Annotated in this window: 9 protein-coding genes; 5 read left to right on the top strand and 4 right to left on the bottom strand. The window is 70.2% G+C overall.

The genetic code is table 11. The features are described 5' to 3' along the window. Positions 1-51: 51 nt before the first annotated feature. The 3 genes from ACWDS7_RS19385 to ACWDS7_RS19375 all read right to left on the bottom strand — a co-directional run bounded on the left by ACWDS7_RS19385 (position 52) and on the right by ACWDS7_RS19375 (position 3,701). The gene (locus ACWDS7_RS19385) at positions 52-1,455 is read right to left on the bottom strand and encodes a nucleotide disphospho-sugar-binding domain-containing protein (RefSeq protein ID WP_451930383.1); all 1,404 of its coding nucleotides are present in this window, start codon (positions 1,453-1,455) and stop codon (positions 52-54) included. A 358-nt stretch (positions 1,456-1,813) separates the two neighbouring features. Further along, positions 1,814-2,395, bottom strand: coding sequence for a TIGR03086 family metal-binding protein (locus ACWDS7_RS19380; protein ID WP_306876098.1), 582 nt, complete (start codon positions 2,393-2,395; stop codon positions 1,814-1,816). A 577-nt stretch (positions 2,396-2,972) separates the two neighbouring features. Next, positions 2,973-3,701: a DNA alkylation repair protein gene (locus tag ACWDS7_RS19375; protein ID WP_451930382.1), complete on the bottom strand. Its 729-nt coding sequence runs from the start codon at positions 3,699-3,701 to the stop codon at positions 2,973-2,975. Between the two features lie 330 nt (positions 3,702-4,031). Between ACWDS7_RS19375 and ACWDS7_RS19370 the strand changes: the two genes are divergently transcribed. Then, entirely contained in the window at positions 4,032-4,721 is a 690-nt protein-coding gene (locus ACWDS7_RS19370; RefSeq protein WP_306876101.1) for an O-methyltransferase, read from the top strand. A gap of 6 nt (positions 4,722-4,727) precedes the next feature. After that, entirely contained in the window at positions 4,728-6,092 is a 1,365-nt protein-coding gene (locus tag ACWDS7_RS19365) for a condensation domain-containing protein (protein ID WP_451930381.1), read from the top strand. A gap of 354 nt (positions 6,093-6,446) precedes the next feature. Here ACWDS7_RS19365 and ACWDS7_RS19360 read toward each other — a convergent pair whose 3' ends face one another. Next, positions 6,447-8,627, bottom strand: a complete 2,181-nt coding sequence (locus tag ACWDS7_RS19360) for a molybdopterin oxidoreductase family protein (protein ID WP_451930380.1) — start codon at positions 8,625-8,627, stop codon at positions 6,447-6,449. A 352-nt stretch (positions 8,628-8,979) separates the two neighbouring features. Here ACWDS7_RS19360 and ACWDS7_RS19355 point away from each other — a divergent pair, with 352 nt between their 5' ends. From ACWDS7_RS19355 to ACWDS7_RS19345, 3 genes are all read left to right on the top strand, one after another. Continuing rightward, positions 8,980-10,092, top strand: coding sequence for a cytochrome P450 (locus ACWDS7_RS19355; protein ID WP_306876107.1), 1,113 nt, complete (start codon positions 8,980-8,982; stop codon positions 10,090-10,092). 77 nt (positions 10,093-10,169) lie between these two features. Continuing rightward, a complete protein-coding gene (locus ACWDS7_RS19350) occupies positions 10,170-11,315 on the top strand; it encodes a hypothetical protein (RefSeq protein ID WP_451930379.1) in 1,146 nt (381 codons plus the stop codon). 336 nt (positions 11,316-11,651) lie between these two features. Then, positions 11,652-12,983, top strand: a complete 1,332-nt coding sequence (locus tag ACWDS7_RS19345) for a cytochrome P450 (protein ID WP_451930378.1) — start codon at positions 11,652-11,654, stop codon at positions 12,981-12,983. Positions 12,984-12,991: the final 8 nt, after the last annotated feature.

Below are 12,991 nucleotides of genomic sequence, written 5' to 3'. Positions count from 1 at the left end.
CGTACGACCGCCAGGAGCTCGGGGGGTGCACCGCTCGGCTGAGGGGGGCGTTCAGCGGCGGTGCTCGGCGGTCAGTCTCTCCAGCACAGGGACGACGCCGGACGGGCTCGGCATGGACAGCCAGTCGTCGAAGACGGCCTGCGCGCCGGCCTGGTAGGAGGGGTCGGTCACCACCTTCTGGATCATCTCGCGGATCTCCTCGACCGACTGCGTGGTGTGGTCCAGCCGGGTGCCGGCGCCCCGGCTGATCACGTAGTTCGACGTGGGGGTCGCCTCGAGCTTCTTGGCCGGCAGCTCCCAGGTGGTGACGGTCTCGACGACCGCCTCGTTGATGCCGAACTCGAAGCCGATGCGGTAGGTCCCGTCCTCCATGGTGCGCGGGTCCACCTGGACCGAGCGCATCATGAGGGTCTCACCGGTGTCGCAGACGATCTGCGGCACCTTCAGCGCGGCCGAGGCGGCGTAGGTGCCTATGCCGCCGTGGTGGATGATCGCCGAGCAGGTGGGCAGCAGGTGGGTCAGGGTCACCCAGTCGATCGTCCGCACGTTGTCGGGGATGTGCTCGATCCCCTCCATCTGCAGGCTGTTCAGGGTGGCGACCAGTTCGATGTCCAGGTCGGCCACCGCCTCGATGATCTTCGGCGTGCGGCCCCAGTCACCCTTGATGAACCTGCGGGTCGACTCACCCAGCGACAGGGCCACCCGCGGCCGCTGCGGCCGCTCGTAGAGCCATTCGGGCAGGACCTCGGCGCCGTTGAACGGCACGTACCGCATCGGCACCTTGACCGCGCTGGTCGGCAGGGTCATCCCCGGCGGCATCGGGTCGATCGACCACTGCCCGTACAGCAGCTCGTCGTCGACCTCGATGCCGTACTTCTCGGCGAGCGGCCTGACCAGATCGGCCTGCGGGTTCTCCGACAGGCCGGCGGCCCTGACCTCGTCCCTGCGCTCGGCGAGCCGGTCCATGCTCCACCCGAGGTAGTCCGCGCCCAGGAGCATGCGGGCGTAGGCGGCGCCGGAGACACGCGCCGCCACCGGCCCGCACGCGAAGGTCGGGTCACATATCAGCAGGTCCGGCTGCCACGCCTTGGCGAAGTCGATCAGTTCCGTCGCGTACGGGAGGTCGATCCGGACGTAGTCCGAGATGGGGTTGAGCAGCCACTGGTAGTAGGCGATCCAGTGCTCGCGCCCCTCGTCGTCGAGTCCGAGGGCGTCGGCGTAACGGAGCACCTCCTCGGGCTGCGCCGGAGGCCGCGCATCCGGCCGCATCCGCGCCTCGTCGACCGACGGGTCGCCCAGCGCCACCGCCGTCAGGCCCGTGGCCCTGATCGAGTCGGTGAACCTGGCGTGAGAGGCGACACGCACCTCGTGTCCGGCGCTCTGCAGTGCCCACGCGACCGGCACGGCCGGCCACAGATGGGCGTGCGACGGATAGACGGTGAACAGGACTCGCATAAGGTCTCCCTTGGAAAGTGCCTTGCCTGCGGTTCGGCAATAGATCCGACGCTGCGATAGCGGCCCATGAGAGAAGCCGACGAGCCGTTCACCGGTGGCGGCCGGCGTGGTGTCCAGCAGCGCGCGGCTGCCCCTTTCTGGTTCACCACCCGGTCGCCCGAGCGCGTGTAGATCTTCGCTGCTCCATAGTCCGTGTCCACGCGCCGCGAGACATCTCCTGAATTGCCGTATTTGACGGTGGAGCCCGGCGCAGCGGCCGTACCCGTGCTCGCCGGGACGGGTACGGCCGGGGTGTGACGGCCGCGGGGCGCCGGCCTGTGCGGGCGCGCCCCGCACAGGCCGGCGCCCCGCGCCGCCGTCAGTTCGGGTCGCGCCCGCCTATCGCGGCGAGCCGGTCGTACAGCGGCGCGTCGTCGCTCACCTTCACCTCGGGACCGATCTGGTATCCGTCCGCCTCGTCCCCGCGGAACTCCGGCTTGAGGTTGTTGCCGGCCCAGTCCAGCGCCAGCTGTCCCAGTTCGGGGTCGAGGTCGGTCGGCTGGCCGGTCGCCTTGGCGATGTCCCAGGCGTGCACCGACAGCTCCGTGATGTGCTGGCCGACCGCCCATCCGGCATCGACCTCGCCGATGGACAGCCGCTGCGTCTGCTCCAGGGCGCCCGACTGCCGCCAGGCCGCCAGCAGCGCCTGCGCCGCCTCGCGGTAGGCGCCGGACCAGTCCTCACCGATGACGTCCACGCCGAGATGCCTGCGCTCGCCGCCCGCGGTCACCTTGGCGAACTGGTGCATCTCGTCCACCACGTGGTTGACCAGCGCCCGCACGTCCCAGGACCGGCACGGGGTCGGCAGCGTCTCCTGTCCGGGCCGGATCTGGGCAATGAGGGCGCCGGTCTGGTCGAGCGCCCGGGACAGCAGGTCGAGGGGGCTGTCGGTCTGGGTCATGGATGGCTCTGCCTTCTCTTGTTACGGCTTCTTCGCCGGTTCTTCCCGGTCACTGCCTGCGCGCCGGACGGACAAGCGTGGGTTCGGCGTTCTTCGGGGACTCGCGGGGCCCACAGCAGGGCTCCGCCGCGTCATCGCGCGATCCGGTGACGGGCACACGTGGGGCCCATGCCGCCGCGACGTCCCCATCATGTCCCCATCGGAGGTGGTCAGGCGCGTCCTGCCGATCGTGCCGGCCGTGGCGCCGCCCGGCTCGACACGGGACAGGGCGCCGACGCGCGCGTCTGGGCATCAGAGGGCCAACGGGCCGGTCCGGGGTCGTGGGCGCGCGAGGGATCCGCGGACGCGGCCGGGACCCGGCCGCCGGGCCGGACCGCCTCTCCTGCGCGCCGTGGCCGGGCCGCCGTCCCCTCCGGTCATCGGCGCGGTCCCGCCTTCGAACTCACCCATGACATCAGCGTCACGTCCGCCCACCCCGGGCGCATCTTCCAGAATGCTCTGATCGGCGCGGACGGCGGACCCGACCCCGTCGCGGAGGCCGCGGCCGGGGCGGGCATCCCTGAGCGGACCCGCCGCCCTATTTCGCCTTCTTCAGGCCGAGATAGTGACTCCGCTCTTCTTTGTCGAGACGTTCGATCGCGTAGCGCAGAGCCGTACGCGGCATGGTGGCGGCGTGCTTGTCCAGGAAGTCCAGCAGCTTCCGGTGGTCTTTCTTACCGGCCTCGCGCAGCAGCCCTCCGAAAGCCTTGTGGATCAGATCCTGGTCGTCGTCGAGCAGTATCTCGGCGATTTTGAAGGTGTCGTCGACCTCGCCCTGCCGCACGAAGTAAAGGGTGCTCACGATGGCGGTGCGGCGCTCCCACATGTCTTTCGAGCGCGCCAGCTTGTACAGGATGTCGCGCGGCTTGTCGGACAGATAGCCGCCGACCGCGTGCGGGCTGCCGAGATCGACCAGGTCCCAGTTGTTGATCCTGTCGTGGCGCCTCATGTAGAGGTCGTAGAGCTCCTTCCTGCGGCTGGCGGGCGTCCTTTTGAGGCGGGCCTGCTTGTCCATGACGCTCAGGCCGCCGACCCGCACCTCGTGGACCGGGCTCTCCAGCAGTTTTTCGATCTCGTCGGGCGGCATCTCGATGAACTCCTTGGCAAGCCCGAAGACATCCCTCATCCGCACACCGATGAAAATGTCTCCGTCGCCGTACTCACCCTCGCCGGATTTGAAATACCGATGAATCTTGTCGGCCTCGTCCGACGGGATGTAGGCCTCCAGCCTTTCGATGAATCGCTCCGCGCTGACGTTCTCCGGCATATCGCACACCCCTTTGCCCGCAGACACACATGAATAGGGTTTCCGTCTTCCGCTCTGCGCGACCAACGTATCGAAGAGCGGCCCAGCCGCGGGCGGATCCCGCGGACGCGGCGTCGAGCCGGCCGGGGCTCATGCGTCGATGACCTTCCTAGGTTCATAATCCGCCGCCGCGCGGGCTGTCAAGCGCCGCCAGGCGTCCGCGCCGGTCGGCCGCAGCGCATTTCAGAGGATGCAGCGGGCTGTGATCACGGGCGACGATGGTCGCGCTCCGGTGTGGCCGGGCGTGGCGTCGCCTCCGCCCGAGCGACCCGTGTCAACACAGGGAGGGACATGAGCAGCCCGGGGTTCGCCGAGGTCAAGCACGTGCCGGTCAACCAGGCCATGCGCAACTATCTGGTCAGGTCCTGCAGTCCGCCCGACCCCGCGGTGAGGATGCTGGCCGAACGCACCGCGGGGGTCGGTGACGCGGCGGGCATGATGGTGCCGGTCGAGCAGGTCGCGCTGCTGACCATACTGGCCAAACTGCAGTCGGCGACGACCGTCGTCGACGTGGGGACGTTCACGGGACTGTCGGCACTGGCGCTCGCCCTCGGCCTGGCCCCCGGCGGGCGCGTGATCACCTGTGACGTGACCGACAAGTGGGTGGACATCGCGCGGGAGCACTGGGAGCACGCGGGCGTGGCCGATCGCATCGACTTCCGGCTCGGTCCCGCCGGCCGGACGCTGCGCGAGCTGCCCGCCGACACCGCGGCCGACATCGTCTTCATCGACGCCGACAAGATGAACTACCCCAACTACTACGAGCTGGCCGTCCCGCTGCTGCGCACCGGCGGCCTGCTGGTGGCCGACAACGTGCTGCTCGACGGATACGTCCTGGACCCCGAGCTCGCCGACTCAACGCTACAGCGCAAGTGCGCCGAGACGCTGCGCGTCTTCAACGCCGCGCTCGCCGGCGACGACCGGTTCGACACGGTGATGCTGCCCATCGCCGACGGTCTCACCGTCGCCCGGAAGAAATGAGCTCCGATGACCGACACACTGCCGCTGGCGTCCCCGCCGGCCGGAGGCGAGGACCGGATCCCGCTCTCCTTCCAGCAGGAGTTCCTGCGCATGATGGACCACGGCGACGGCGCGGGGCCCTACGGCCCCCGGTACACCATCGTCGGCGGCTGGCGCATCACCGGTGAGCTCGACCTCGACAGCCTGCGGGGCGCCCTGTACGACGTGGTGGCGCGGCACGAGGCGCTGCGCACCTCGGTCGTCCTCGACGACGGCGAGCCCTACCAGCGGATATTCCCCCCGGCCTGGCCGGACCTGCTGATCCACGACCTCGCCGATCGGGACCGGGGAGACCGGGACGTGGTCGCCGAGCAGTTCCTCAACGAGATCGAGGCCGGCGAGTTCGGCGCCGACGAGATGCCGCTCATGCGGGGAGTGCTGGGCCGCTTCGACCGCCGCGACGCGGTGTTCGTCTTCATGGCCCACCACACCGCGGTCGACGGCTGGTCGGCCCAGATCGTCATGCGTGACCTCGCCGCCTGCTACGCCGCACGGCGTGAGCACCGGGCACCCGACCTGCCCGAGGTCCGTCAGCACCGGGAGTACGTGGCCTGGCAGCACGCCAACACGGCCGCGCCCGCGATCGTCGCGGCGCGCGAGTTCTGGCGGGAGAACCTGCGCGGCGCACAGGTGGTGCCCATCCCCACCGACCGCCCCCGGGGGGAGGGCCCGTTCGTCACCGGCTGGCACCGCTTCCTGCTGGAGGAGGAGTTCAGGGCCTCGGCCGCGGCGCTGGCCGGCGAGACCCGCAGCTCGCCCTTCATGGTGCTGCTGGCCGCCTACCTGACCTATCTGCGTGAGCAGACCGGCCAGACGGACCTCGTCGTGCCGACCTTCACCCCCGGACGCCACCCGTCCTGGGTCCAGGACACCGTCGGCTCCTTCTACAACCTCCTGCCGCTGCGGACCGACATCTCCGGCTGCACGAGCTTCCGCGAGGTGATCGCCAAGGTCCGCGCCACGTGCATCGCGACCTACACCCACGAGATCCCGTTCCTCCAGCTGATCGAGGAGGCCCCCGACCTGATGGCGTCGGTCATGGAGCCGAACTCGGCCGCGTGCGTGTTCCAGGTCGTCCAGTCCCCGTTCATGATGGGCGGCGCGCAGGTCGGCGACCTGCGGTTCACCGCGATGCGCCGGCGGGTGCTGTCGGCGCCGGTGGGCTCGCAGCTGCCCGACGGCGCACTGTGGACGCTGGAGCTGCAGCCCGAGGGGGACATCGTCGGCAAGATCGGGTTCACCACCAACCTGTTCGACGAGAGCACGGTCACCGCGATGGTGTCCGACTTCCGGCGGGTGCTGCGGGAGACCGTCACCGGGCCGGGGCGGTGAACGGCTGACCGTCTCCGCTGCGCCCGTCGCTCTTCATCGCTTCTCTTCCCCCGCGGGGTAGGCCGGTCGGCCTACCCCGCTCCGGGTCCAAGCACCGCGCCGCCCCGCCCCGTCGTGCCGGTCCACCGGCCGGAGCCGACCCCCGCCGCCTCACCTCGCCCCGGCTCGGCACGGTCCGCACTCCCCACTCCACCCGTGAACCACCCGGGCCCGCCACCTGGAGCGCGTCACCGGCCGGATCTCCAGAACGGCGGCCGCGCACCCCCAGCCGCAGCACGGCGAGCCTCCCCCTCCGGACGCCGCCGGCGGCGGCATGACCGGAGAGGGAGGCTCACACCCCGCCCGGGCGACCGCTCAGCGGCCGGAACCGACGGGGCTGACGCTCACGGGGACTCCGTTGAACACCGCGTTGCCGGACAGGACGTCGATGACCGACTCATCGGTCAGCGCGTTGGCGTTGACGCCGGCGTGACCGGACGCGACCCGCTGGGTGCTGCCCTGGTGCCCCCAGCCGTGGGGCAGGCTCACCACACCCGGCATGATCTTGTCGGTCGGCTCGACCGGGACCACGACCTCACCGGCGGCCGAGCGCACCAGGGCCTGCTCACCGAGCCCGAGCCTGGCCACGTCGGCCGGGTTGACGTGCAGCGTGCAACGGTTGCTGCCGCCGACCAGCGCCGGGGTGTTGTGCAGCCAGCTGTTGTTCGAGCGCAGCTGACGCCGTCCGATCAGCAGGATCTCCGGCTGCGGCCCGGAGAACCGCTCACGCAGCCGCTGGAGATCACCCACCAGCTTCGGCGCGGCGAGTTCCACCCGGCCGGACGGGGTGTTCAGCAGTTCCTTCAGCCTCGGCTCCAGCGGCCCGAGATCGATGCCGTTGGGGTTGTCACGCAGCTTGGCCAGCGACAGGCCGTACGGGCCGAGCTTGAGCATCGCGTCCAACATCAGCTCGGGCCCGCTGTCGCCCTCCAGCTCCGCGCGCAGCCGCGCCACGTCCTGGCCGGCGAACGGGGAGCCGGGCGCCTCGACGGCCCCGCTCAGCACCTGCTGGAGGATCATGTCGTCGAGCCCGGCCGGATCGGCGTCCGCGCCCTGGCCGGACACGATGAGCGTCAGCCGCGCCAGGATCTCCGCCTCCGAGAGCTGTCCCGGTCCCAGCGGCAGGACCTGCGGGGAGAACCTCGTGTAGTTGCGCACCGTGACGATCAGCAGCAGGAAGTCGTAGTGCGGCATCTGCATGATCCGCGGCGGCGGCAGGATGACGTCGGCGTGCTTGGTCGTCTCGTTCAGGTAGGGGTCGACGCAGACCATGAAGTCCAGGCCGGGCAGCACCCGGTCCAGCTTCGGGCCGTTCGGCGCCGACAGCACGAGGTTGCCGGCGATCGACACCAGCGCCCTGACCTGCCCCTGCCCAGGAGTCTCGATCTCGTCGGCCAGGGTGGCGACGGGGAACTCCCCGAGAGCCTCCGGCAGCCCGCGGACCCGGCTGTGCCAGCGCCCGGTGTCGAACGGCTGGCCGGTGCGGAAGATCTCCAGCGCCGCCGTCCTGGTGAACATCACGCCACCGGGCCGGTCGAAGTTGCCGGTCAGGATGTTGACCACGTCGACCAGCCACTGCGCCAGCGTGCCGAACTCGGCGGTCGAGGTGCCGATGCGGGTGTAGACGGCCGCCGTCGGCGCCGCCGCCAGCTCACGGGCCAGCCGCACGACGTGCCCGGCCGGCACTCCGCACACCCGCTCCACGGCCTCCGGGGTGAACTCCGCGGCCAGTTCCCGCAGCTCCTCCAGGCCGTTCACCTCGAGATTGACGGTGGCGAGATCCTCGCCGAGGAGCGTGTTGACGATCCCGAACAGCAGGAACACGTCGGTGCCCGGCCGTACGGGCAGGTGCTCGTCGGCGAAGGCCGCCGTGCGGGTGCGGCGCGGATCGACGACCACGACCTTGCCGCCACGCTCGCGCAGCCCCTTGAGCCGGGTGTGGAAGTCGGGCGCCGCGCACAGCGAGCCGTGCGACTCCAGCGGGTTGGCCCCGATGATCAGCAGGTAGTCGGTGCGGTCCACGTCGGGTACCGCGATGGCGAACGGGTCACCGAACATGAAGCCCGTCGAGATGTGCTTGGGTATCTGGTCGATGGTGCTCGCCGAATAGGTGTTGCGGCTGTTCAGCGCCTGCGTCAGCGGCTGCCGGTACATGAAGCCGGCCATCGTGTGATAGGTCGGGTTGCCGAAGTAGACGGCCAGCGCGTCGCGGCCGTAGGTCTCGATCACCCTGGTCAGGCCCTGGTCGACCAGCCGGAACGCCTCCTCCCAGCTGGCCTCCCGCCAGTGGTCGCCCTCGCGGATCATCGGCACGCGCAGGCGGTCGGGGTCTTCGTCCAGCTGGCCGAGACTGGCGCCCTTCGGACAGATGTATCCCTTGGAGAAGGGATCGTCCGGGTCGCCCTTCACCGACGTCACGTGCCCCGCGTCGTCGAGGGTGAGTCGCAGGCCGCAGACGGCGTCACAGATCGGGCAGGTCCGGTGCGCGGTTCTCATCGCTACTCCTGACGGTCGGCCTCGCCCCATCATGACGTCGGGCCCCGCCCGGCGGATCTTCGAAAATGCGGTGGTCCGCCCGATCCCGGCACCATCCCGCCGGCGGGTCGCAATCGAGAAGATGCGGGCGGGGAACGGCCGGTACGACGATACCTCTGCAGGAAGCACCCCCGGTTCCGACGAACGGCGCCGTGCTGATCCGCATCAGCGGCCTCCCATTCCTGAGTAAGGGGCGTCCATGACCATCACACCGCCGCACTCCGCTGATCTGCCGGCGTTCCCGATTCCGCGTCCGTCGGAGTGCCCGTACCGGCCGGCGACCGAACACGTCGAGCTCCGTGAAGAAGGCCCGATGACCAAGGTGCGGCTCTACAACGGTCGCACCGCCTGGCTGGTGACCGGCGCGGCGCAGGCGCGCGCCGTGCTCTCCGACTACCGCAGGGTGTCGATCCGCCCCTACCACGGGAACTATCCCCTGCTCAACGAGGAGTTCGAGAAGGTCGTCGACAGCGGCTACGCCGACGTCCTGTTCGGGGTGGACCCGCCCGAGCACACCAAGCAGCGGCAGATGATCATGCCGCGTTTCTCGTTGCGGCGCAGCGCGCAGCTGCGGCCCGACATCCAGCGCATCGTGGACGAGAAGCTGGACGAGATGATGAGCCAGGGGGCTCCGGCGGACCTGGTGAGCCAGTTCGCCCAGCCGGTGCCGTCGATGGTCATGAGTCTGCTGCTCGGCGTCCCCTACGACGACCACGAGGAGTTCGAGACGCCGGCCAGGAAGCTGTTCGTGCCGGAACTGGCCGAAGAGGCGACCGCGGAGCTGGGCGACTACCTCGACCGGTTGATCCAGAAGAAGGAGAACAACCCGGGCGCCGGCCTGACCGGGCTGATCGACGACCTGATCGTCAACCAGCTGCACAAGGGGGCGATCACCCGCTCTGAGCTGGTCCACATCGCCATGGCCATGCTGGTCGCCGGCACCGACACCACCACCAACGTGATCTCACTGGGCACGCTGGCGCTGCTGGACAACCCCGAGCAGTGGGAGGCGCTGCGCGCCGACCACAGCCTGATCCCCGGCGCGGTGGAGGAGATCCTGCGCTACGTCTCCCTCGTCGAGGCGTTCGCCCGGGTCGCGGTGGAGGACATCGACCTCGACGGAGGATCGATCAAGGCGGGCGAGGGCATCCTCATCAGCTGCGCCGGGGTCAACTTCGACCCGGCCTCGGCCTCCGACCCCGACACCTTCGAGATCCGGCGGCCGCCCCGGCCCAGCTTCTCCTTCAGCCACGGCATCCACCGGTGCCCCGGCGACAACCTGGCCCGCCTGGAGCTGGAGATCTCCTTCCGGACGCTGGTCGAGCGGATGCCCAACCTGCGGCCGGCCGTACCCCTCGACCAACTGCGCAGCAACAACAACGACGGGACCCTGCAGCGGCTCTTCGAGTTCCCGGTGGTCTGGTAGCGACCGCCGGCGCGGTCCGCGGACGCGACCCGGGACCGCCGGGCACGGCGGCCGCCGTAGCGAAGAAAGGGAGCAGCATGCCACACCCACGCACCGACCATGCTCGTGCGGAAGACGCCATTGCCGAGACGGAGGTGCCGCGGCAGGGCATCGCCTACCGTGGTGTCGCCTATGACACCGGTACGAACTTCGCGACCGGTCAGGGGGCGCTGTCCCGGACCGCGTGGAGCACGCCCGACATGCTGTCGGAGCTGAGCCTGATCAGCGACCAGCTCAACTGCAACTCGATCACCGTCTACGGCAGCGACCTGGACCGGCTGACCGAGACCGCCACCGCCGCGGTGGAGCACGACCTCCACGTGTGGCTCCAGCCCCGCCTGGTGGACCGGCCGCAGCAGGAGGTCCTGGACCACCTCGCCGAGGCCGCGCGGATCGCCGAGTCGCTGCGGAGCCAGGGCGCCGCGATCAACCTGACCGTCGGCGCCGTGCACCTGCTGTTCACCCCGGGCATCATCCCCGGCGACCAGTATCACGAGCGGATGGCGAACCTGTACGCCGACGCCGAGCACCACCTGCTCACCCCGACCGCGACCGTCGACCTGGCGGCCGCGACGCCCCGGCTCAACGAGTTCCTGGGGAAGGCCGCCGCGGTGGCCCGCGGGATCTTCAACGACAGGATCAGCTACTCCGCGGCGTACTTCGAGGACGTCGACTGGGGGCTGTTCGACTTCGTCGGCCTCATGTACCAGTACCTGCCGACCCACCTCACCCGCGAGCAGCACCTCGCCGAGGTGGCCCGCTACCGCCGCTGGGGCAAGCCGATCCTCATCTCCGAGTTCGGGACCGCGACCTACCAGGGCGCCGAGGAGAAGGCATTCTTCTTCTGGGACATCGCCGACCGGAGCGGGCCCGTGCCCACGATCATCGACGGCCACGTCCGCGACGAGAGCGCCCAGGCCGCCTACCACCTGAAGATGTTCGACGTCTTCGAGGAGGCGGGCGTCGAGGGCGTCGCGGTCTCGGAGTTCATCCACCCGACCCACCCCCACTCGGCCGACCCCCGCCTCGACCTGGACACCGCGAGCATGGCCATCGTCAAGACCATCCGCGACGACTTCAGCGACCCGGCCTCCACCTACCGTTGGGAGCCGAAGGAGTCCTTCCACGCCATCGCCGACTACTACGCCCACGTCGGCTTCCAGGAGGTCGCGCGGCGCCGGTAGGGGCCGTGCGGCGCCCGAGGCGCCGCACCGTCCACGGCGGCCGGCCCGCTCCGCGACATCGGCGTGCCACCGCCCGTGCCACTGTCCGTGCCCGCGCCCTCCGGCGCGGGCACGGACGCCGCGGAGCGGATCACGCTCTGCGCATCGGAGAAGATGCCGGGAACGTCCGCCACGATCACGATTGATGACGACGCCGCGCCGCAAACGCGCGACGAGTGTCCGAGACGCGAGCCGCAGGCACCTGGGTCCGAGGACGCGACCAAACCGCCGCGGATCCGCGGCCACGGCCATGGACCGGGCTGAGCTGCCGCCTTCCCAGACAAGAGGTGACCATCCATGGCCCTGCCACTAGTGAACTCCCCGGAGACCGACTCCTCGGCCCTGCCGGCCTACCCGCTGCCGCGGGAATGCCCCTACCGGCCGTCCCCGGGCTTCGCACAGCTGCGTGCGCCGGGGCCGCTCACCAAGGTGCGGCTGTACGACGGCCGGACCGCGTGGCTGGTGACCGGACCGGTCGAGGCACGCGCCCTGCTGGCCGACAAGCGGATGTCCAGCCTCGCCCACTACCCCAACTACCCGGTGCTGGACGAGCGGCACAAGCACATGCGGGCCACCCGCGAGATGGCCACGGAGGAGGAGGGCGGCTTCGCCGGGGCGCTGTTCGGAGTGGACCCGCCCGAGCACACCAGGCAACGGCAGATGCTGATCCCCAGCTTCACCACCCGGCGGGTCGCGGTGCACCGGCCGGAGATCCAGCGCATCGTCGACGAGCGGCTGGACGCGATGCTGCAGCAGGGCTCCTCGGCCGACCTGATGACGGCGTTCGCCACACCGGTGCCCATGATGGTGGTCTGCGCCTTCCTCGGCGTCCCCTACGAGGACCGCGAGTCCTTCGAAGGACCGGCCCGGGACCTGTTCAACCCGGAGCGCGCCGACCAGGCCATGGAGGAGCTGACCGACTACCTCACCCGCCTGATCCAGGCCAAGGAGAGCGACCCGGGCAACGGCCTGCTCGACGACCTGATCGCCGGTCACGTCCGGAAGGGCGACCTGTCGCGCGATGAGCTGATCCAGTTCGCGTTCGCGATCCTGGTCGCCGGCACGGTCACCTCGACCAGCACCATCGCGCTGGGCACCCTCGCCCTGCTGGCGACCCCGGGGCAGTACGCCGCCCTGGCCGCCGACCCCGACCTGGTCCCCGGCGCGGTCGAGGAGATCCTGCGCTACGTCACCCTGGTGGAGCAGCTCGCGCGGGTCGCGACCGAGGACATCGAGATCGCTGGAGAGGTCATCAAGGCCGGTGACGGCATCCTCGTCAGCTTCGCGGGCGCCAACATCGACCCGAGCGTGACCTCCCACCCCGACGTCCTGGACATCACCCGGCCGCCCACCAACCACCTCGCCTTCAGCTACGGCATCCACCACTGCATGGGTCACAACCTGGCCCGCCTGGAGCTGGACATCGCCTTCCGCACCCTGGTCAAGCGGGTCCCCACGCTCCGGCTCGCGGTGCCCGCCGAGGAGGTCCCCTCCTACGACGACGGGACCGTGCCGCGGCTGCTGTCGCTCCCGGTCACCTGGCGTCTACCGGCGGGCGGTCCTGCTGGGCCGACTGGCCGCAGCCGAGGACGACGATCCGATCAAACGGTGGCGGCGGGAGGTCGCTGACTGCAACG

It is taken from the genome of Streptosporangium sp. NPDC003464, from assembly GCF_053588315.1.
This window is presented reverse-complemented; position numbering and strand designations above follow the sequence as displayed.

Excerpts from the sequence above, each read along its gene's own strand:
- ACWDS7_RS19385 (WP_451930383.1), bottom strand. The coding sequence starts at position 1,455 with ATGCGAGTCCTGTTCACCGTCTATCCGTCGCACGCCCATCTGTGGCCG.
- ACWDS7_RS19380 (WP_306876098.1), bottom strand. The coding sequence starts at position 2,395 with ATGACCCAGACCGACAGCCCCCTCGACCTGCTGTCCCGGGCGCTCGAC.
- ACWDS7_RS19375 (WP_451930382.1), bottom strand. The coding sequence starts at position 3,701 with ATGCCGGAGAACGTCAGCGCGGAGCGATTCATCGAAAGGCTGGAGGCC.
- ACWDS7_RS19370 (WP_306876101.1), top strand. The coding sequence starts at position 4,032 with ATGAGCAGCCCGGGGTTCGCCGAGGTCAAGCACGTGCCGGTCAACCAG.
- ACWDS7_RS19365 (WP_451930381.1), top strand. The coding sequence starts at position 4,728 with ATGACCGACACACTGCCGCTGGCGTCCCCGCCGGCCGGAGGCGAGGAC.
- ACWDS7_RS19360 (WP_451930380.1), bottom strand. The coding sequence starts at position 8,627 with ATGAGAACCGCGCACCGGACCTGCCCGATCTGTGACGCCGTCTGCGGC.
- ACWDS7_RS19355 (WP_306876107.1), top strand. The coding sequence starts at position 8,980 with ATGACCAAGGTGCGGCTCTACAACGGTCGCACCGCCTGGCTGGTGACC.
- ACWDS7_RS19350 (WP_451930379.1), top strand. The coding sequence starts at position 10,170 with ATGCCACACCCACGCACCGACCATGCTCGTGCGGAAGACGCCATTGCC.
- ACWDS7_RS19345 (WP_451930378.1), top strand. The coding sequence starts at position 11,652 with ATGGCCCTGCCACTAGTGAACTCCCCGGAGACCGACTCCTCGGCCCTG.